Source organism: Collimonas sp. NPDC087041 (assembly GCF_044745265.1).
GTDB lineage: Bacteria > Pseudomonadota > Gammaproteobacteria > Burkholderiales > Burkholderiaceae_D > Collimonas.
The window spans coordinates 168033-188654 of the sequence record NZ_JBIUZX010000008.1 but is presented as its reverse complement, the minus strand read 5'-3'; the positions used below and the strand labels follow the sequence as shown (position 1 = coordinate 188654).

Annotated in this window: 18 protein-coding genes; 17 read left to right on the top strand and 1 reads right to left on the bottom strand. The window is 58.9% G+C overall.

Annotated elements, in window-relative coordinates; genetic code table 11:
- The first annotated feature begins 4 nt into the window (after window positions 1-4).
- The 16 genes from rsmH (at window position 5) to lpxC (ending at window position 18817) form a co-directional block, all read left to right on the top strand.
- Entirely contained in the window at window positions 5-979 is a 975-nt protein-coding gene (rsmH, locus tag ACIPF8_RS16205) for a 16S rRNA (cytosine(1402)-N(4))-methyltransferase RsmH (protein ID WP_400422875.1), read from the top strand.
- The gene (gene ftsL / locus ACIPF8_RS16200; RefSeq protein WP_400422873.1) at window positions 976-1248 is read left to right on the top strand and encodes a cell division protein FtsL; all 273 of its coding nucleotides are present in this window, start codon (window positions 976-978) and stop codon (window positions 1246-1248) included. Before rsmH ends, ftsL begins: the two co-directional genes overlap by 4 nt.
- Window positions 1245-3026, top strand: a complete 1782-nt coding sequence (locus tag ACIPF8_RS16195; RefSeq protein ID WP_400422870.1) for a peptidoglycan D,D-transpeptidase FtsI family protein — start codon at window positions 1245-1247, stop codon at window positions 3024-3026. The genes ftsL and ACIPF8_RS16195 overlap by 4 nt, the downstream gene beginning before the upstream one ends.
- On the top strand, window positions 3026-4555 hold the full coding sequence (locus tag ACIPF8_RS16190) for a UDP-N-acetylmuramoyl-L-alanyl-D-glutamate--2,6-diaminopimelate ligase (protein WP_400422867.1): 1530 nt from the start codon (window positions 3026-3028) through the stop codon (window positions 4553-4555). Before ACIPF8_RS16195 ends, ACIPF8_RS16190 begins: the two co-directional genes overlap by 1 nt.
- Window positions 4552-5961 (top strand): UDP-N-acetylmuramoyl-tripeptide--D-alanyl-D-alanine ligase, encoded by a 1410-nt coding sequence (gene murF, locus ACIPF8_RS16185; protein ID WP_400422864.1) that lies wholly within the window; start codon window positions 4552-4554, stop codon window positions 5959-5961. The genes ACIPF8_RS16190 and murF overlap by 4 nt, the downstream gene beginning before the upstream one ends.
- Before the next feature lies 1 nt (window position 5962).
- A complete protein-coding gene (mraY, locus tag ACIPF8_RS16180) occupies window positions 5963-7132 on the top strand; it encodes a phospho-N-acetylmuramoyl-pentapeptide-transferase (RefSeq protein ID WP_061537438.1) in 1170 nt (389 codons plus the stop codon).
- 12 nt (window positions 7133-7144) lie between these two features.
- Window positions 7145-8677, top strand: coding sequence for a UDP-N-acetylmuramoyl-L-alanine--D-glutamate ligase (murD, locus tag ACIPF8_RS16175; RefSeq protein WP_400422860.1), 1533 nt, complete (start codon window positions 7145-7147; stop codon window positions 8675-8677).
- Window positions 8674-9909: a putative lipid II flippase FtsW gene (ftsW, locus tag ACIPF8_RS16170; protein ID WP_061534622.1), complete on the top strand. Its 1236-nt coding sequence runs from the start codon at window positions 8674-8676 to the stop codon at window positions 9907-9909. The genes murD and ftsW overlap by 4 nt, the downstream gene beginning before the upstream one ends.
- Window positions 9910-9917: 8 nt before the next feature.
- Complete coding sequence (gene murG, locus ACIPF8_RS16165) at window positions 9918-10991, top strand: undecaprenyldiphospho-muramoylpentapeptide beta-N-acetylglucosaminyltransferase (RefSeq protein WP_400423017.1); 1074 nt, start codon at window positions 9918-9920, stop codon at window positions 10989-10991.
- Between the two features lies 1 nt (window position 10992).
- Window positions 10993-12399 carry a UDP-N-acetylmuramate--L-alanine ligase gene (gene murC, locus ACIPF8_RS16160; RefSeq protein WP_400422857.1) on the top strand — a complete coding sequence of 469 codons (1407 nt, stop codon included), beginning with the start codon at window positions 10993-10995 and terminating at the stop codon, window positions 12397-12399.
- Window positions 12400-12413: 14 nt separating this feature from the next.
- On the top strand, window positions 12414-13400 hold the full coding sequence (locus ACIPF8_RS16155) for a D-alanine--D-alanine ligase (protein ID WP_400422854.1): 987 nt from the start codon (window positions 12414-12416) through the stop codon (window positions 13398-13400).
- A gap of 84 nt (window positions 13401-13484) precedes the next feature.
- Entirely contained in the window at window positions 13485-14252 is a 768-nt protein-coding gene (locus tag ACIPF8_RS16150) for a cell division protein FtsQ/DivIB (RefSeq protein ID WP_400422851.1), read from the top strand.
- Window positions 14253-14262: 10 nt separating this feature from the next.
- A complete protein-coding gene (gene ftsA, locus ACIPF8_RS16145) occupies window positions 14263-15495 on the top strand; it encodes a cell division protein FtsA (RefSeq protein ID WP_061534617.1) in 1233 nt (410 codons plus the stop codon).
- A gap of 232 nt (window positions 15496-15727) precedes the next feature.
- A complete protein-coding gene (gene ftsZ / locus ACIPF8_RS16140; RefSeq protein WP_400422848.1) occupies window positions 15728-16906 on the top strand; it encodes a cell division protein FtsZ in 1179 nt (392 codons plus the stop codon).
- Between the two features lie 333 nt (window positions 16907-17239).
- Window positions 17240-17746 (top strand): peroxiredoxin, encoded by a 507-nt coding sequence (locus tag ACIPF8_RS16135; RefSeq protein WP_400422846.1) that lies wholly within the window; start codon window positions 17240-17242, stop codon window positions 17744-17746.
- Window positions 17747-17881: 135 nt separating this feature from the next.
- Window positions 17882-18817: a UDP-3-O-acyl-N-acetylglucosamine deacetylase gene (lpxC, locus tag ACIPF8_RS16130; protein WP_400422843.1), complete on the top strand. Its 936-nt coding sequence runs from the start codon at window positions 17882-17884 to the stop codon at window positions 18815-18817.
- 68 nt (window positions 18818-18885) lie between these two features.
- Here the strand turns inward: lpxC and ACIPF8_RS16125 are convergent, their stop codons facing one another.
- Window positions 18886-19287, bottom strand: a complete 402-nt coding sequence (locus ACIPF8_RS16125; RefSeq protein WP_400422840.1) for a DciA family protein — start codon at window positions 19285-19287, stop codon at window positions 18886-18888.
- 159 nt (window positions 19288-19446) lie between these two features.
- Between ACIPF8_RS16125 and ACIPF8_RS16120 the strand changes: the two genes are divergently transcribed.
- Window positions 19447-20406: a M23 family metallopeptidase gene (locus ACIPF8_RS16120; protein ID WP_400422837.1), complete on the top strand. Its 960-nt coding sequence runs from the start codon at window positions 19447-19449 to the stop codon at window positions 20404-20406.
- The last annotated feature ends 216 nt before the right edge of the window (window positions 20407-20622 follow it).

Sequence of the window (20622 nt, the reverse complement as noted above, 5' to 3'; positions counted from 1 at the left end):
TGCCATGAGTGAACAAGTGGTGCCCGAATTCCAGCACCGCACAGTGTTATTGGACGAGGCTGTCAGTGCGTTGGCAATCGAAGGTGTGCGGGCGGACGGTATTTATGTGGACGGCACCTTCGGGCGTGGCGGGCATAGCCGCAAGATCCTCGAAAGCCTCGGGCCGCGCGGCCGCCTGATCGCCTTCGACAAGGATCCGCAGGCAATCGCCACCGCCGCCGGAATTGTCGACCCGCGCTTCGAGATCGTGCACGACAGCTTCGCCACGATGGCGCAGGCGCTGCAAGAAAAAGGGATAGAAAAGGTCGATGGCGTCCTGCTGGATCTGGGGATTTCATCGCCACAGGTGGACGATGCCAGCCGCGGCTTCAGTTTTCGCGCTGACGGTCCGCTCGACATGCGCATGGATACGACGCGCGGCATGTCGGCAGCGGAATGGCTGGCAATCGCGGATGAACAAACAATCGGAAAGGTGGTACGTGATTATGGGGAAGAACGGTTTGCTGTTCAGATTGCAAAGGCGATTGTTGCTGGCCGGGCAGTCCGGCCCATCATTGGCACACGACAGCTTGCCCAGATCGTGGCAGGCGCCGTCAAGACCCGCGAGAAAGGCAAAGACCCGGCCACTCGCACCTTTCAGGCTATACGGATTTTCATCAATCAAGAGCTTGAAGAACTCGAGGTAGTACTGGACCAGGCGTTTCGGCAAATGGCCCAGCAAGGGAGATTAGTCGTGATCAGCTTTCATTCGCTGGAAGACCGGATCGTCAAGCAGTTCATGGCTTCCAAAGCCAGGCTGCCGCAGCCCGACCGTCGCCTGCCGATTCGTGCTGTCGATCTGCCGCAGCCTGAAATGAAACTACTGGCGCGGATCAAGCCTTCCGACGCCGAAGTCGCGGAAAATCCGCGCGCACGCTCTGCCATCATGCGGGTCGGCGAACGCCTGGCCGGCATTGCCTCCAGCGGAGTCCGTCCGTGAGCGGGCGTCTCAATTTCGTCCTGGCGCTGGCCCTGGTGCTGTGCGCGCTGGCGCTGGTCAACGCGCAGTACCAGGCGCGTCAGCTGTTCATTGAGCTGGAGCGTTCGGCCAGCCAGTCGCGCCAGCTGGATATCGAATGGGCACAGTTGCAGCTCGATCAGTCGACCCTCGGTAAAAATTCCAGGATTGAAGCCAGCGCAACCCGCGACCTCAACATGGTGCCGTTGACGCCGGCCCGTACCCAATACCTGACGGTGGGGGAGAAATGACGCGAAATCCTCCGCGCACCTCTCATACCGCGCGCGTCGCTGCCGGCAAAGGCGTACCTTTTTCGTCGAGCCCGGTGCTGAAAGTCAAGTTGCCGGTATGGCGCTCGCGCGTCGTGCTGTTTGCCCTGTTCGCAGCTTTCCTGGCCCTGATCGCGCGGGCGCTGTGGCTGCAAGGCATGTCCACCGATTTCCTGCAGAAGCAGGGTGCTTCACGCTATGCGCGCACGCTGGAACTGCCGGCTACACGCGGCAAGATCCTCGATCGCAATGGCCAGGTGCTGGCTTCATCGGTGCCGGTCAAGGCGATCTGGGCGATTCCTGACGACCTCAAGGATGCGCCGAAGGAAAAGCTGCAAGCCCTGGCCAAGCTGCTTGACATGAGCGACGCCGAGCTCAACAAGAAGCTCGATTCCGATCGCAATTTCGTTTACCTCAAGCGCCAGGTCGAGCAGGAAACATCCGACAAGATCATCAAGCTCGGCATTGACGGCATTGAAACCCGCAAGGAATACAAGCGCTTCTATCCCGAAGGCGAGGTGATGGCGCACGTGGTCGGCTTTACCAATGTGGAAGACGCCGGCCAGGACGGCATGGAGCTGTCGCAGCAAAAGACCTTGGCCGGCACGACTGGCAGCCGGCGCGTGATCAAGGACCGACTCGGTCGTATCGTCGAGGATATCGAGGCAGTCAAGGAACCGCATGACGGCAAGGATCTGGTGTTGTCGATCGACAGCAAGATCCAGTACATCGCCTTCACCCAGCTCAAGGAAGCGGTGGAGAAGTTCAAAGCCAAGGCGGGCGGCATTGTCGTGGTCGACGCCAAGAGCGGCGAAGTGCTGGCGCTGGCCAACCTGCCCAGCTACAACCCTAACGATCGCTCGGTACTGACCGGCGCACAATTGCGCAACCGCGTGATGACCGATACCTTCGAGCCGGGTTCGACCTTGAAGCCGTTCACCATTGCGCTGGCGCTGGATACCAATCGCGTGCAGGCCACCACCACCTTCCAGGTGCCGGACAAGATGACCATCGGCACCGCCACCATCGGCGATTCGCATCCGCATGGTTTGTTGACCATGAGCGTGGCGCAGATCATCCAGAAGTCATCCAATCTTGGCACCGCGCAGATTGCGTTGAAGATGCCGGCCGAGGAAATGTGGGAGATGTTTACTACCGTCGGCCTCGGCCAGCAGCCGAAATTCGGCTTCCCGGGTGCGGTGGCGGGGCGCGTGCGTCCGGCCAAATCCTGGCGTCCGATCGAACAGGCGACCATGAGCTACGGCCATGGTATTTCTGTATCCCTGATCCAGATGGCCCACGCCTATACGATTTTTGCGCGCAATGGCGACCTGATCCCGCTGTCGTTCCAGAAAGTCACCGAGCCGCCGGTCGGCCAGCGCGTGGTTTCTGAAAAGACGGCATTGACCATGCGCGCCATGCTGGAAAGAGTCACTGCGCCTGGCGGTACCGCGCCGAAAGCGCAGGTGCCTGGTTACCGGGTCGGCGGAAAAACCGGTACTGCCTACAAGATCGAAGGCGGTAAATACGTCAAAAAATATATTGCCGACTTTGTCGGCTTTGCGCCGGCTTCCGATCCGCGCCTGATTATTGCCGTCATGGTGGATGAACCGACGGTCGGTTCGCATTACGGCGGCGACGTCGCTGCGCCAGTGTTTGCGACGGTCGCCGCGAACGCGCTGCGGGCCTTGAATGTACCGCCTGACACCAATGTCACGGACATCATCATTCCGGCGGATGGCCCGCAGGAGGGCTTGTGATGACGCGCAAAACATCGCAACTGCAGGACGCGCAGCAATGGCTGGCCGGGGTTATCCCGACTGGTGCGGAGCTGGTGTCCGATTCGCGCCGGGTCAAGCCCGGCGACGTGTTCTTTGCCTACCCGGGCGATGCTGCCGATGGCCGTACCTACATCGCGCAAGCCTTGAAAAACGGTGCGTCCGCGGTGCTGTACGAGAGTACGAATTTTAGTTGGGACGCGGCATGGAACGTGCCGCACCTGGCGGTGGCAGGCCTCAAGACGCTGGCCGGTACGATTGCCAACGGCCATTACGGACAGCCTGACAAGGATATGCAGATTGTTGCCGTCACCGGCACCAACGGCAAGACTTCCTGCAGCCAATGGCTGGGACATGCGCTGTCGCACCTGGGGCAAACCACCGGCGTCATCGGTACGCTGGGCGTCGGCATTTTCGCGCAGGGCCAGCGCGGCGAATTTGAGGAAACCGGTTACACCACGCCCGATGCGGTCCTGCTGCAGCGGGCGCTGGCCGACATGCGCAGCAAAGGCGTTAGCGCGCTGGCCATCGAGGCATCTTCGATTGGCCTGGACCAAGGGCGGCTGAACGGCATGCATGTCGATATCGCCCTGTTCACCAATTTCACGCGCGACCATCTGGATTACCACGGCGACGAACAGCATTACGAAGCTGCCAAGCGCATGCTGTTCGACTGGCCCGGGTTGCAGCAAGCAGTGCTTAACCTCGATGATGCGATGGGCTTGCGTCTGGTGACGCACCTGCAGCAGAAAAAAGCCGCCATGCCATTGATCGGTTACACCTTGGGCGATGCAGAGGCGCCGGGCGTAGCAGTATTACGTGCCTCGGCAATCCGCACCAATGCCAGCGGAACGGCATTTCACATCGATTCTCCGTTCGGCTCCGGCCAGGTAAAAACGCAGTTGGTGGGTTTGTTCAATGTCAGCAATGCGTTGGGCATTCTGGGCGTGCTACTGGCGAAGGGCATCGCGTGGGACGCCGCGCTCAAAGCGATTGAACTGTTGGTCGCGGTACCGGGTCGAATGCAGCAATTCGGCGGCCAGGATGCGCCGCTGGTTGTTATCGATTATGCACATACGCCCGATGCCCTGGAGAAAACCTTGATTACCTTGCGCCAGGTCGCGCAGCAACGCAACGGCGAGTTGTGGTGCGTGTTCGGCTGCGGCGGTGATCGCGATCCAGGCAAGCGGCCGCAAATGGGCGCAGTCGCCGAGTTGGCCGATCACGTCATCGTCACCAGCGACAATCCGCGCAGCGAAGAGCCGGGCGCCATCATCGCCCAGATCATGGCCGGAATGAAAGCGCCGCATAACGCGCAGGCGCTGGAAGACCGGGCTGCTGCGATCCTGTGGGCGGTACGCCATGCGGCCAAGGCCGATGTTGTGCTGCTAGCCGGCAAGGGGCACGAAACTTATCAAGAAATAAAAGGAAAGAAATTGCCGTTCTTGGATGCAGACCACGCCGCTGTTGCTCTCGCTGCACGGGCTACGATGAAAGGCGGTCACGCATGAACGCATCATTAGCTCAATTGCAATCCTGGCTGGGCCTAGCGGTCACCGCCGGAAACGAGGCACAACTGAAGATCAGCGGTTTGTCCACGGACAGCCGTGCGGTCACCTCGGGCGATCTGTTCGTTGCATTGCGCGGCGAACATTTCGACGCCCACGATTTCCTCGACCAGGTGATCGTGAAGGGTGCTGCGGCGGTGCTGGTCGAGCGCGTGCCAGCTGATTTGCCGGTGCCGGCGCTGGTCGTGCCAGACACCCGGGTCGCCCTGGGTGCGATCGCGAATCGCTGGCGCCGTCAATTTGCGCTACCGCTGATCGCCGTTACCGGCAGCAACGGCAAGACTACCGTCAAGGAAATGATCGCTGCGATCCTGGTCGCAGCGTTTGGCGTTGACAAGGCATTAGCGACGCGTGGCAACTTCAACAATGAGATCGGCTTACCGTTAACCCTGCTGCGGCTGGATGCGGGCCATCGCGCCGCGGTGGTTGAACTCGGCATGAACCATCCCGGTGAAATCGCCGTGCTGACCGCAATTGCCGAACCTGTTGTGGCGTTGGTCAACAATGCCCAGCGCGAGCATCAGGAATTCATGGCGAGCGTGGCTGCGGTTGCCGAGGAAAATGGCAACGTGATCCGCGGCTTGCCGGCAAACGGCATCGCCGTGTATCCGGCGGACGATCCGTACACCGATTTGTGGCGTGGCTACGCTGCCGACAAGGCCGGCAGCATCACGTTCGGGCTGAGTGCGGACGCGGATGTCAGTTGTAGTTATGCCGCTGCGGCCAATGGCTTCGGCAGCGAACTGGTGGTGATAGCCAAGACCGTCGCCGGCGTCCAGGAGTTCGTGGTGCAGCTGGCAGCGGCAGGTGAGCACAATGTGCGCAACGCGCTGGCTGCGATTGCATGCACGCTGGCGATCGGCGTCGATACCACGGCAATAAAGCGCGGCCTGGAAACGTTTGCTCCGGTCAGCGGGCGTCTGCAGCGCAAGCAGGCGACAGCCGCCGGTTGCGCCGGTGCGCTGGTGATCGACGACACCTACAACGCCAATCCGGATTCGGTGCGGGCCGCCATCGATGTACTGGCGCAGGCTGATGCCCAGCGCCTGTTGGTGCTGGGTGACATGGGCGAAGTTGGCAACGAAGGCCGCAAGTTCCATGAAGAAATCGGCGCCTACGCACAGCAACGCGGCATTACCCAATTATTCACGCTGGGCGACATGGCTGCGGATGCAAGCGCTGCCTTTGGTCCGCAGGCAAAACATTTTATTGACATCGCAGCGTTGCTAGCCGCGCTCGATGCCGTCATGACACCGGACACCACTGTGCTGATCAAAGGATCGCGCTTCATGAAAATGGAGCGTGCAGTTCAGCACCTGGTCGGTACAACTTCCGAGAGGATTCACTAACATGCTGCTTTGGCTGGCACAAAATTTTCAGCAGGATTTCAGTTTCCTGCGCGTATTCAACTTCATCACGTTCCGCGCGGTGTTCGCGACGTTGACGGCGTTGATGATTGGGCTGATCGCCGGACCTGGCGTGATCCGCATGCTGGCGCGCCTGAAGGTCGGGCAAGCGGTGCGTACCGACGGCCCGCAAACGCATTTGATCAAGTCAGGTACGCCGACCATGGGCGGCGTGCTGATCCTGATCGCAATCGGCATTTCGACTTTGCTGTGGAGCGACCTGAGCAACCGTTTTGTCTGGATCGTCCTGATCGTGACGCTGGGTTTCGGCACCATCGGCTGGGTCGATGACTACCGCAAGGTGGTCTACAAGGATCCGAACGGCATGCGTTCGCGCGAAAAATATTTCTGGCAATCGGTGATCGGCGTGGTTGCTGCGATTTACCTGGCGTTTTCGGTATCGGCGCCGAACAACACCCAGGTCTGGGATCTGTTCCTGGCCTGGGTCGAATCCGGATTCAGCCTGGATCTGCCGCCCAAGGCCGACCTGATCGTACCGTTCTTCAAGACCGTCAGCTATCCGCTCGGCGTCTGGGGCTTCATGGCCTTGACCTACTTCGTCATCGTCGGCACCAGCAATGCGGTGAACCTGACCGATGGCCTGGACGGCCTGGCGATCATGCCGACCGTCATGGTGGGGGCGGCGCTTGGATTGTTCGCCTATCTGACCGGTAACGTGACTTTCGCCAAATACCTGTTGATCCCGCATATCCCCGGCGCCGGCGAACTGTTGATCTTCTGCGGCGCGATGGCCGGCGCGGGGCTGGCCTTCCTTTGGTACAACGCCTATCCGGCCCAGGTATTCATGGGCGATGTCGGCGCACTGGCATTGGGCGGCGCACTGGGCACCGTGGCCGTCATCGTGCGCCAGGAAATCGTGCTGTTCATTATGGGCGGTATTTTCGTGGTTGAAACTTTGTCGGTGATGTTGCAGGTAATGTACTTCAAGTATACGAAGAAGCGCTTTGGCGTCGGCCGCCGCGTATTGCTGATGGCGCCGTTGCACCATCATTATGAACAAAAGGGCTGGAAGGAAACGCAGGTTGTGGTGCGTTTCTGGATCATCTCGATGATGCTGGTGTTGTTTGGACTTTCAACTCTGAAATTAAGGTAGCGAGCGGCAGTAATGGACTATACGGGTAAACATGTTCTGGTATTAGGCTTGGGCGAATCGGGCCTGGCATCCGCATTGTGGCTGGCACATTGCGGCGCCACCGTGCGCGTGGCCGATACGCGCAGTGCACCGGAACGCCTGCCATTGTTGCTGCAGGCAATCCCTGCAGTGGAATTCGTCGCATCCGGCGACGGCGGCGGTTTCGCCGCCAGCCTGCTGGACGGCATCGATTTTGCCGTGACCAGCCCGGGCCTGGCGCCCACCGGCGAATTGAAAGAAATTCTGTCGGCTGCGACCGATCGCAATATCCCGGTATGGGGCGAGATTGAAGTGTTTGCGCAAGCTCTGGCGGCGTTGCGCGAGAGCCAGGGTTATGCGCCGAAAGTGATCGCGATTACCGGCACCAACGGCAAGACCACCGTCACCAGCCTGACCGGCTTGCTGTGCGAACGCGCCGGCCTGACGGTGCAGGTGGCTGGCAACATCAGCCCGGCTGCGCTGGATGTGCTGCGCAGCGCGCTGGAAAAAGATGCATTGCCGCAGGCCTGGGTGCTGGAACTGTCGAGTTTCCAGTTGCATGCAACCTGCAGCTTGCAAGCCGATGCTGCCACCATCTTGAATATCAGCCAGGATCACCTCGACTGGCATGGCGACATGGAATCCTACGTCGCCGACAAGGCGCGCATTTTCGGCGCCAACACGATTCGCGTGCTGAATCGCGACGATCCGTTGACGATGCAATTCAATACCGGCAGCAGCCTCAGCTTCGGCTTCGATGAGCCGCTCGACGGCGATTGCTTCGGCCTGATCAGCGATAACGGCATGCAGTGGCTGTCGGTAGCGGTGCCGGGCGACGAAGAGGAGCGGGTCGAGAAACGGCGTAGCAAGAAAGAACAACTGGCATTGCTGCCGGTCACGCTCAAGCGTCTGATGCCGGCCGACGCGCTGCGCATTCGTGGCCGTCACAATGCTGCGAATGCCTTGGCGGCGCTGGCGTTGTGCCGGGCAATTGACTTGCCTTTCGCACCCCTATTGCACGGCCTGCGCGAATATCACGGCGAGCCGCATCGGGTTGAACTGGTCACCACCATTGGCGGCGTCGAATATTACGACGATAGCAAGGGCACCAACGTCGGCGCTACAGTGGCGGCATTGAACGGCCTTGGCCGCGGTTCGGATGGCGACGGCAATGCCAGCCGCCTGTTGCTGATCGCTGGTGGCGAAGGCAAGGGGCAGGATTTTGCGCCGCTGGCGGAACCGCTGGCAGCCTACGGCCGCGCACTGCTGCTGATCGGCCGCGACGCGCCGGCAATCCGTGCCGCCGTCGCCAACCGTCTGGAAACTGCCGGAATCGAGATTGTCGCCTGCGATACCTTGGAACAAGCCGTCACCCGCGCCGCTGAACTGGCCCAGCATGGCGATGCCGTGTTGCTGTCGCCTGCTTGCGCCAGTTTTGACATGTTCCGCAATTACGCGCACCGGGCGCAGGTGTTTGTTGACGCCGTACGTGAATTGGCCTTGTCGCGTGGCGAGGTCGGACTATGAAATTCGCCTTCCCATCATTTTCAGCGAAACCCGAGGCTGCGCCGGCAGCGCGGTCGCGTCCGCTCGACAGCCAGAAGCACGGCGTCCAGCGCTCGAAAATGATGGAATACGACCAGCCGCTGGTGTGGGTGGTCGTGCTGTTGATGCTGTTTGGGTTGGTGATGGTGTATTCGGCCTCGATCGCATTGCCCGATTCACCCAAATATGCGAACTATACGAATGCCCATTTCCTGGTGCGGCAGGCGATTTTCATCTGCGTCTCGCTGTTTGCCGGCATGCTGACTTTCCGCATTCCGATTGCGACCTGGCAGCGTTGGGCGCCATACCTGTTTGTGGTCACGCTGATTCTGCTGGCAGCGGTGCTGGTGCCGGGCCTCGGCCGTGGCGTCAACGGCGCCAAGCGCTGGCTGTCGTTCCGCGTCTTCAACCTGCAACCATCGGAATTGATGAAGCTGTTCATCGTCCTGTACGCCGCCAATTACACGGTGCGCAAACAGGAAGTGATGCACAAGCTGACCAAAGGCTTCCTGCCGATGACTGCCGCAGTCGGGCTGGTCGGCCTGTTGTTGATGCTGGAGCCGGATCTCGGCGCGCTCGGCGTGATCGTTTGCATCGCCATGGGCATCCTGTTCCTGGGTGGCATCAACGGTATCTGGTTCGGCGGCATCGGTGCGATGCTGGCCGGCATGTTTACGATGGTGATCTGGTTGTCGCCATGGCGTCGTGAACGGATTTTCGCGTATCTGAATCCGTGGGCGGAAGAAAATGCTTTGGGCAAGGCTTATCAGTTATCGCATTCGCTGATCGCGTTTGGACGCGGTGAATTGTTCGGCGTCGGTCTTGGCGCCAGCGTCGAGAAGTTGCATTACCTGCCGGAAGCGCATACCGACTTCCTGCTGGCGGTGATCGGTGAGGAATTGGGATTTGTCGGCGTGCTGGTGGTGGTCATGCTGTTCTATTGGATCATCAAGCGTTCGTTTGAAATCGGCCGCCAGGCGATTGCGATGGAACAGACGTTTGCCGGATTGACCGCCAAAGGCATCGGCATCTGGATCGGCGTGCAGACCTTCATCAACATGGGCGTCAATCTCGGCTTGCTGCCGACCAAGGGTTTGACCTTGCCGCTGATGAGCTATGGCGGATCCGGCGTGCTGATCAATTGCATCGGCCTGGCGATCCTGCTACGCATCGATTATGAAAACCGGGTTCTGATGCGCGGAGGCCGGGCATGACAGCGACGATGAAACGCTTGGTCATCATGGCCGCAGGCACCGGCGGCCATATCTTCCCTGGCCTGGCGATTGCCGACACCATGCGTGCGCGCGGCTGGCAAGTGACCTGGCTCGGCACCACGCACGGCATGGAATCAGACCTGGTGCCGCAACAAGGCATCGAGATGGACAAGATTGTATTTGCCGGCTTACGTGGCAAAGGGCTGGCGCACACGATGCGTGGCGTCTGGCGCATGTTGTTGAGCTTTCCGGCTTGCTTCCGCATTCTGGGGAAGCGTCAGGCCGATGTCGTATTGGGCATGGGCGGCTACGTGACGGTGCCGGGCGGCGCAATGGCGCGCTTGCGCGGTATACCGCTGGTGCTGGTGAATGCCGATGCGGCTTTGCTGCTGTCGAACAAGACCCTGACGCCGTTGGCCAAACGCGTGTTGTTCGGCTTCCCGGCCGATTTTGGCAAGGCGGCCGGCAAGGCGCTGGTCACCGGCAATCCGGTGCGCAAGGAAATCATGGCCTTGCCATTGCCTGAGCAGCGCTACAGCGGGCGTATCGGCCCATTGCGTTTGCTGGTAGTGGGCGGCAGCCTTGGCGCGAAAGCGTTGAATGATTGCTTGCCTGCGGCGCTGGCGTTGATTCCCGCCGAATCGCGCCCAAGCGTCACGCATCAGTCCGGCAAGCAACATATTGAAGCCTTGCGCAGCGCTTATGCTGCGGCGGGCGTTAGCGCGGAAGTGGTGGCGTTCATCGACGATATGCCGCGCCGTTATGCGGATGCCGATCTGGTGATCTGCCGTGCCGGCGCCATCACGGTGTCGGAATTGACAGCCGCGGGTGTCGCCAGCGTGTTGGTGCCGTTGGTGGCGTCGACCACGTCGCACCAGCGTGACAATGCCAAATGGATGGCGAGCCAGAAGGCGGCTATCCATTTGCCGCAAACAGAATTGACTAAAGAACGCCTGGCTGCGTTGTTGACGCGGATCTCGCGCGAGGACTGCCAGACAATGGCGCAGGCAGCATATGAAAACGGCCGACGCGATGCGAATCAAGCCATCGCGCAGGTCCTTGAAGAATTGGCAGGGACGTAGCATGAAACATAAAGTTAAAAATATCCATTTCGTCGGCATCGGCGGCAGCGGCATGAGCGGCATCGCCGAAGTGCTGCTCAATCTCGGCTACACGATTTCCGGCTCCGATCTTGGCGATAACGCCGCAACCCGCCGTTTGGCTGCTCTTGGCGCCAAGGTGAGCAGAGGCCATGCGGCCGCGAATATCGATCAGGCCCATGCAATCGTCACATCGACCGCGGTGCAGGCGGACAACCCGGAAGTTGTCGCCGCGCGCGAGAAACATATCCCGATCGTGCCGCGCGCAGTCATGCTGGCGGAATTGATGCGTTTGAAGCGCGGCATCGCGATTGCCGGCACCCACGGCAAGACCACCACCACCAGTCTGGTGGCCAGCGTGCTGGCGCAAGGCGGCCTGGATCCGACCTTCGTGATCGGCGGCCGCCTGACGAGTGCCGGCGCCAACGCCAAGCTGGGTTCGGGTGATTTCATTGTGGCTGAAGCCGATGAATCGGATGCCTCGTTCCTGAACCTGTCGCCGGTGATCGAAGTGATCACCAATATCGATGCTGATCACATGGACACCTATGATCACGATTTCGGCAAGCTGAAGCAGGCCTTCGTCGAATTCACACAGCGCCTGCCGTTCTACGGTGTCGCAGTGTTGTGCATGGACGACGCCAATGTGCGCGAAATCATGCCGCAGATATCCAAGCTGATCACCACTTACGGTTTCCATGAGGAAGCCGATGTGCGCGCCATCGACGCCAAGGCGGTCGCCGGCCACATGCAGTTCACGGTGATTCAAAAGGGCTATCCGGCGATGCCGATCAGCCTGAATCAGCCAGGCATGCACAACGTCCAGAATGCTTGCGCAGCGATTGCGATTGCGCGCGAACTGGGTGTGGCAGATGCGGCGATCCAGCAGGCATTGACTGAATTTAACGGCGTCGGCCGCAGGTTCACCCGCTACGGTGAAATCAAGCTGCAAGATGCGGCAGGCAAGCCGAACGGCGAATTCGCGCTGGTTGACGACTACGGCCACCATCCGGTGGAAACCGCAGCGACGATCCAGGCTGCACGCGGCGCTTATCCAGGGCGGCGTCTGGTGCTGGCATTCCAGCCGCACCGTTACACGCGCACCCGCGATCTGTTCGAGGATTTTGTGAAGGTGCTATCGACGGTCGATGTGCTGGTGCTGGCGGAGATCTATGCCGCCGGCGAGTCACCGATTGTGGCTGCCGATGGCCGCGCGCTGGCGCACGCGCTGCGGGTCGCCGGCATGGCAGAACTGGTGTTTGTGGAAGATATCAACGACATGCCGACCTCGATCCTGAATATCGCGCGCGACGGCGATGTGGTGATGACCATGGGAGCCGGGTCGATTAGTGGCGTACCGGGCAAGTTGGCGCAGCAGGTAGAGCAATAGGCGTGAGTGAAGACATGAGCAAAAAAATGACAGGCAAGCAATTCGGAAAAGTCGGCGTACTGTTCGGCGGGCGTTCGGCCGAGCGCGAAGTGTCCATCATGTCTGGAAATGGCGTGCTGAAGGCATTGCAAAGCCATGGCGTCGACGCCCATCTGTTTGATCCGGCTGAACGCAGCCTGGCGGAACTGGCGGCGGAAAAATTCGACCGCGTGTTCATCGCCCTGCATGGTCGCTACGGTGAAGACGGCACGTTGCAAGGCGCGCTGGAGCAGCTTGGTATTCCTTACACCGGCCCAGGTGTCATGGCATCGGCAATTGCGATGGACAAAGTGATGACCAAGCGCATCTGGCGCAGCGTCGATTTGCCAACGCCGCGTTTCCTGGTGTTGGATGCACACACCGCCACCCGTGAGGAGTTGCGTCAGGTGCCGGACGTGTTGGGCTTGCCGCTGATGTTGAAAGCGCCGCACGAAGGTTCGACCATCGGCATCAGCAAGGTGGCCGGTTATTCCGACATGGGCGAAGGGTTTGCGCTGTGCGCCAAATACGATGAGGTAGTGCTGGCGGAAGAGTTCGTCCGCGGCCGTGAGCTGACCGTGCCGGTGCTGGGCGCAGGCCGCACCGCGCGGGCGCTGCCGATCGTCGAGATTCGGGCGCCAGAGGGCAACTACAACTATCAGAACAAGTATTTTACCGACGACACCAAGTATTTTTGCCCGGCGCCGCTGGATGCCGCATTGACCGAGCGCATACAGTCGCTGGCGGTGCAGGCTTACAAGGCGATTGGATGCGAGGGTTGGGCGCGCGTGGATTTCATGTTGCGCGATACGGACAATGAACCGTTCCTGATCGAGATCAACACCTCGCCGGGCATGACCGGCCACTCGCTGGTGCCGATGGCGGCCAAGGCGGATGGCGTCAGCTACGAAGACTTGTGTCTTGAAATACTGGCCTCTGCCGAGCTGGATTTGAAGCCCAATGCAGATTGGAAGCCGGAGTGAGCGGCAAGTAAGACGAAAGATGTGAAGAGTTAAAAAAATTAGTTAAAGAAACACCTAACGATCCGGGCGATAAAGTCGATAACCATGTGGCAAGACATCAAAATGCTGAACGCAATCTCCAATGCCCTGCTGGGCCTGGCTGCGCTCGCATTGCTGGGGTCTGGCATCTGGTGGCTGGCGCAGCGGCCGATGTTCACGTTGAAGGAAATCCGCGTCGAAGGCGCCGGGCAGAGCGAATTGCGGCGGGTCAATCCCTTGATCATTCGCGCCAGTGCACTGCCGCGCATCAAGGGTAATTTTTTTACCGCCAACCTGGACACGGTGCGCGCCGCTTTTGAATCGGTGCCTTGGGTGCGCAAGGCGTCGGTGCAGCGCGAATGGCCGAACAAGCTGATCGTGACGATTGAAGAGCATCAGCCGCTGGCGACCTGGGATGACGATGGGCGTTTGCTGTCGGTGCATGGTGATTTGTTTACTGCCAATCTGGATGAGGCGGAAGAAGACGGCGAGTTGCTGCGCCTGTCCGGTCCGGATGGCAGCGAAAAGGATGTGGTGGCGCGGCTGGCGGATTTCCGCCGCTGGTTCGGGCCGCTTGAATTGAATCCGGTAGAGGTCGATTTATCAAGTCGATATGCGTGGACCCTCAAGCTGGACAACGGCATGACGGTGGAGTTGGGGCGTGAGCAAAACAAGGACACGCTGAAAGATCGTGTGGCGCGGCTGGTGCAGATTTATCCGCAATTGAAGTCGCGTTTGCAGGGCCGGATTGAGAGTGTGGATATGCGGTATCCGAATGGCTTGGCGCTGAAGGCGAGCGGTTTGTCCGGCGGATTGGGAAGCAAGAAAAAATAAGCGAAACATTATGACAAAAGACGCAAAAAATTTGATCGTCGGTCTCGACATCGGCACCTCCAAGGTGGTGGCCGTGGTAGCCGAGGTATTGTCGGATGGACGCCATGAAGTCATCGGCCTGGGCCAGGCGGAGTCGAAGGGCCTGAAAAAAGGCGTGGTGGTCAACATCGAGGCTACCGTCGAGTCGATCCAGCGTGCGCTGGAAGAAGCCGAGTTGATGGCTGACTGCAAGATCCGCAATGTATATACCGGGATCGCCGGCAGCCACATCCGCAGCTTCAATTCGAGCGGCATGGTGGCGATCAAGGACAAGGAAGTCAGCGCAGCCGATGTCTCGCGCGTTATAGAAACGGCGAAGGCGGTCAACATCCCGACCGACCAGCAGTTGTTGCATACCGTGCCGCAGGAATTTATTGTCGATAGCCAGGAAGATGTGCGCGAACCAATCGGCATGAGCGGCATCCGACTTGAGGTCAAGGTGCACATCGTCACCGGCGCCGTTTCTGCGGTGCAGAACATCGTCAAGTGCATTCGTCGTTGCGGACTGGAAGTGTCGGATTTGATCCTGCAACCGATGGCGTCGGCCGATGCGGTGCTGACTCCCGATGAAAAAGAGTTGGGCGTGGTGCTGGTCGATATCGGCGGCGGTACGACCGACGTCGCGGTGTTCACGGAAGGCGCGATTCGGCATACCGCGGTAATCCCGATTGCCGGCGACCAGATCACCAACGACATCGCGATGGCCTTGCGCACGCCGACCACGGAAGCGGAAGAAATCAAATTGCGTTACGGCGTGGCCAAGCAAATTCTGGCCGATCCGGGCGAAACGCTGGAAGTGCCGGGGCTGGGCGATCGTAATCCGCGCACCTTGTCGCGCCAGGCGCTGGCGGCAGTGATTGAGCCGCGCGTCGAGGAATTGTTTGCGCTGGTGCACCAGGTGGTGCGCGAGTCGGGCTACGAAGAAGTGCTGTCGAGCGGTGTGGTGCTGACCGGCGGTTCATCGATGATGCCGGGCATGATCGAACTGGCCGAGGATATTTTCCTCAAGCCGGCGCGTCTGGGTACACCGGAGTACCACGGGCAACTGGCCGATGTGGTGCGCAGCCCGCGTTATTCGACCGTACTGGGTTTGCTGCTGGAAGCGAAGAAGCAATACCTGCGCGGCTACATCGTGACACGCCAGGAAGGTTCGGCGAAAGCGATCTGGCAGCGCATGAAGGAATGGTTTTTGGGGAATTTTTAATAATTGCGGGACAGAGTTGATAAGCCGCCGAAGCGCGGCGAATTACTCTGTCCTCAACGAATCAGATGCGATATGCAATGTGCAGAGAACGACTGGTTGGTACGACGTGTATTTGTTTAAATGGTTAAGTTTTATTTTTAATGTTGTTTGTGTAACGCGCAGTTGTCAGTTGCTAGGCCTCACAGAGCGTGATGCCTACTGACTGGATGCTGCAACTTTATGAGGAAATATCATGGAAATCGATATGCTTGACAATGCAACTTTGGGTACCGTGATTAAAGTCGTCGGCGTCGGTGGTGCTGGCGGCAATGCGGTCCAACATATGATCAATAAAGGGGTGTCGGGGGTCGAGTTCATCGCCGCCAATACCGATGCACAGGCGCTCAAGCAATCGAAGGCGCATAACGTCATCCAGATCGGCGAGACCGGCCTGGGCGCGGGTATGAAACCGTCGGTTGGCCGTCAGCTGGCTGAAGAATCGCGTGGCCGCATCGAAGATGCATTGCGCGGCGCACACATGGTGTTCATCGCAGCCGGCATGGGCGGCGGCACCGGCACCGGCGCTGCGCCGGTGGTGGCGCAGATCGCCAAGGAGCAAGGTGCGTTGACCGTCGCGGTGGTGTCGAAGCCGTTCTCGTATGAAGGCCAGAAGTGCATGGACATCGCCGACGAAGGCCTGGAAGCGTTGTCCCAGCACGTCGATTCGCTGATCATCATTCTTAACGAGAAGCTCGAAGAGATTTATGAAGACGACAGCATGATGGAATGGCTGCAACACGCCGACGACGTGCTCAACAACGCGGTTGCCGGTATTGCCGAAATCATCAACGTGCCTGGTCACATCAACGTCGACTTCAATGACGTCAAGACCATCATGGGTGAGCAGGGCAAGGCGATGATGGGAACCGCCACGGCATCCGGCGTGGATCGCGCTCGCCTGGCAGCCGAGCAGGCAGTTGCCTCGCCGCTGTTGGATGGCATCGATCTGTCCGGCGCGCGCGGCGTGCTGGTCAACGTCACTGCCAGCCGCAGCCTGAAGGGTAAGGAAATCAAGGAAGTCATGGCGACCGTACGTGCGTTTGCCGCGCCGGATGCGTCGATTGCGCAAGGTATCGCCTACGACGAAGCAATGGGCGACGATATCCGCGTGACCGTGGTTGCCACTGGCCTGGGCCGTGCTCGCAAGGCGGTGCAGTTGGTGCAAGCGCCGATGATGCGTACCGGTACCCACAATGAGCCGCTGATGCAGCATGGTCAGGCATCGGTGGGTCACGGCAGCTCGTCGTTCGAAGGCATGAAGGCGCCGGCAGTATGGCGTCGCGAGTCGGCTTCCGACACCGTGCGTGCATTGGAAAAGAACGGCATGGAAACCTACGACATTCCGGCTTTCCTGCGCAAGCAGGCGGATTAAGTAGGCGCACTAAGCGGATAAACGCAGCGCGCCGGCTGGCGCTACCGAGTGTTTTATATACTCGGTATCAATGGCCGGGTTCTGCATAAATGTGCGGAACAAGGCATACTGCGGATTCCACGCCGCGTCGCAAGGCGCGGCGTTTTCTTTTGTAGTCCCCATTCATCATTAATTCGGGGTTGCCAAGAATTGGTTGTGCGGCTTGAGTGAGGTCGACTCTAAGCCCCTGGTCATCCAGCGCTCGCGGGATGGCGTTGCAGGAGCTTTTCGAGATACCTACCGGGCATGCGCCACAGGTTTTTGGAGGCCCCATCACCTAGATAAGGATTTATCATGACTATCAAGATCGGCGATCGCCTGCCAGAAGGCAAATTAGCAGAATTCATCGAAACCGAAACCGAAGGTTGCTCACTCGGACCGAATTCGTTCAACGTCAGCGACCTGGTCAAGGGCAAGAAGATTGCCTTGTTCGCCGTACCGGGCGCATTCACGCCAACCTGTTCCGCCAAGCATCTGCCTGGCTATATCAAGCATGCAGCGGACTTCAAGGCCAAGGGCGTCGATGAAATCTGGGCGATCTCGGTCAATGACGCATTCGTCATGGGCGCATGGGGCCGTGACCAGAAAGCCACTGGCATCGTTCGTTTGCTGGCTGACGGCAATGCGGATTTCGTCAAGGCGCTGGGTCTCGATGCAGATTTCGGCAAGTTCGGCATGGGCGTTCGTTCGCAACGTTTTTCGGCATTGGTCGAAGACGGCGTGGTCAAGCAGTTGAACGTGGAAGAAGGCGGCAAGTTTGAAGTGTCCAATGCAGAAACCCTGCTGGCGCAATTGGGCTGATAGTTCGTCCTGCTAGATAAGAAGACGGCGCCTCGGGCGCCGTTTTTTCTTTCTAAAAAAACATCGCGTGTTTTTTACCCAACAGCGACAACACATCGTTACAGAATAATTATCAGTCAGACTTATAATGTCATCATGTTGAAACAACGCACCATTAAGAAAATTGTCAAGACGACAGGCATTGGCGTCCATTCCGGCACCAAGGTCGAGTTGACCTTGCGTCCTGCGGCCATCGATACCGGAATCGTTTTCCGTCGTGTCGATATCGACCCGCCCATCGACTTCCCTGCGAAAGCGACCGAGGTCGGCGATACGCGCATGGCATCGGTTCTGGTCAAGGACGGGGTGCGGGTATCGACCATTGAGCATTTGATGTCTGCCTGTTCCGGACTCGGGATCGATAACCTGTATGTCGACGTCACCGCCGAAGAAATCCCGATCATGGATGGTTCGGCGTCGTCGTTCGTATTCTTGCTGCAGCAAGCCGGGCTGGAAGAACAGAACGCCGCCAAGAAATTTGTCCGCATCAAGAAAACCGTAGAAGTACGCGAAGGCGAAGGCAACCGTGAAAAATGGGCGCGCCTGGATCCATGCAACGGTTTCAAGCTGAAATTTTTCATCGAGTTCAATCACCCTGCCGTGGATGGCACCGGCCAGACCGCGGAAGTGGATTTCAGCATCGAGTCGTATGTGAAGGAAGTGGCGCGCGCGCGCACCTTCGGGTTCATGCAGGATGTAGAAACCATGCGCGGCCTTGGATTGGCGCGTGGCGGCTCACTGGAAAACGCGATCGTGATGGATGAGTACCGTATCCTGAACAGCGATGGCTTGCGTTACGAAAACGAATTCGTGCGCCACAAGATTCTCGACGCCATCGGCGATTTGTATCTGATCGGTCATCCGCTGCTGGCCAGCTACACCGCGCACAAGTCGGGCCATGGACTGAATAACCAGTTGCTGCGTGCGCTGTTGGCACAGCCGGATGCTTATGAAATAGTCAGTTTCGATGAGATGACTGAAGCGCCTGGCGCCTACCAGCGTCAAGTCGGACAAGAGTGGGCATTGAACTGAACTGAGCTGAGCGGCGTGAATCTGCTCGCTTGAAATGTTTCTGATTAAATAAGGTCGCCGCGGCGGCCTTATTTTTTTTCGCTGTAGCGTTGCACCATCGCCGCGATGGCGTTTTTCAATGCATCGTTTCCGGACGACTGTCCCAATTCATCCATCAGCGAGGAGAAAGCGGATACCGCCTTCGATGGGAAGTGTAACTGCTTGGCTGGCGCGGGTTTGTTAAGATTTTGGCTAACTTGCACTTTGATTCGGATTGCATTAATCTGCCAGTGCTCTGACTGCAGCTGGCTTTGCAGGCGCGGCAGTTGTTGCTTCAATTTTGTTGCAAGAGCGGCATTGGGCGCAGACAGCACAAGTTGCCCGGCTTCGAATTGCAATACCTCGCAAGCACTGAACATGGATGGCAGTTCGGCGGCGCACTGTTTTTGCAGTGCCGCCATGCGTGTGACAGCAGGCAGAAGCGCCGCCATCTTGTCATTCCCCCGTAAAAAATCTGCGACGTCCCTGGATGTCTGTGTTGGAGTCCTGGAGCCGGTTATCGCTGGCCGGTAAGAAGAAGATGAGAGTCTACGCATGATCCTGAAACCTTATCACACCTGCGGCGCTGCCAGCGAGTCACAGAGGACACAATGCAGGTAATTCTGCTGCATCCGCGCTTTAATCGCGCAAAATCCATCACCTTGGGCGCCAAACACCTGGTGCTGATGATCGCCGCATTTTTGTTGGCGGTGCTGCTGGCTGCAGCGTTACTGTATTACGTCACGCTCCGTTATGCGGGAAGCTTGCCGTTTCTCGGTGCCGTGGCTACCGCCAATACCGCGGCCGGGGTGACGGATAAAGACAAATACCTGAAGGAAAACCTGGCCGCCATGGCGGTCAAACTGGGCGAAATGCAGGCGCAGATCATGCGCCTGGATGCCTTGGGTGAGCGAGTCCAGGGCTTGGCCGGCGTCAAGCCGGAGGAATTCAATTTCAAGGAAGCGCCCGGGCGCGGCGGCGCGGAACCGACTAGTCTGGATGCCGATCACCGGCCGCGCGACCTGACCATGATCGAGTTCCAGCAGGCATTGGCCGCCATGTCGCGCGATATCGGTTATCGCACCGATTACATGAATGTGGTTGAAACCGTCTTGATGAGCGACAAGATCAAATCCAAATTGTTGCCGACCAACCAGCCGGTCAACGTCAGCTACAATTCATCGAGTTTTGGCTGGCGGGTCGATCCGTTCACCGGCCGCAGCGCTTTCCACGAAGGGCTGGATTTCCCTGCATCGGTTGGCACCGCGATCGTGGCCGCGGCGGCAGGAGTGGTGATTGCCGCGGAATACCATCCGCAATACGGCAACATGCTCGATATCGATCACGGCAATGACATCATCACCCGTTACGCGCACGCTTCGCGTTTGTTCGTCAAGGTTGGTGATATCGTGCAGCGCGGCCAGCATATCGCAGATATCGGCACCACCGGGCGTTCGACCGGTCCGCACTTGCATTTCGAGGTGAGAATCAAAGGCGTGGCGCAGGATCCGCGCAAGTTCCTGAATGCCGGCACCGATTTGGCCAAAATAGCAACACTGTCTGGAAAGTAATGAATTTGTTGCCGTATCAACAATATAGGCCGTGATAGTCGTCAATGTGGAACAAATACCCGGCACAATTTGCGCAACATGCTATTGTTTCCGGTCGTATAACCCCAATGTGTCGGGGACTGCATGATAAAATTCTCCGATTATTTAGCCACAGCCCGGTTTCGTGTCAATCCATGAGAAGGTCACGAAATGTCGCCGGCGCTCTTTTTTAGAATC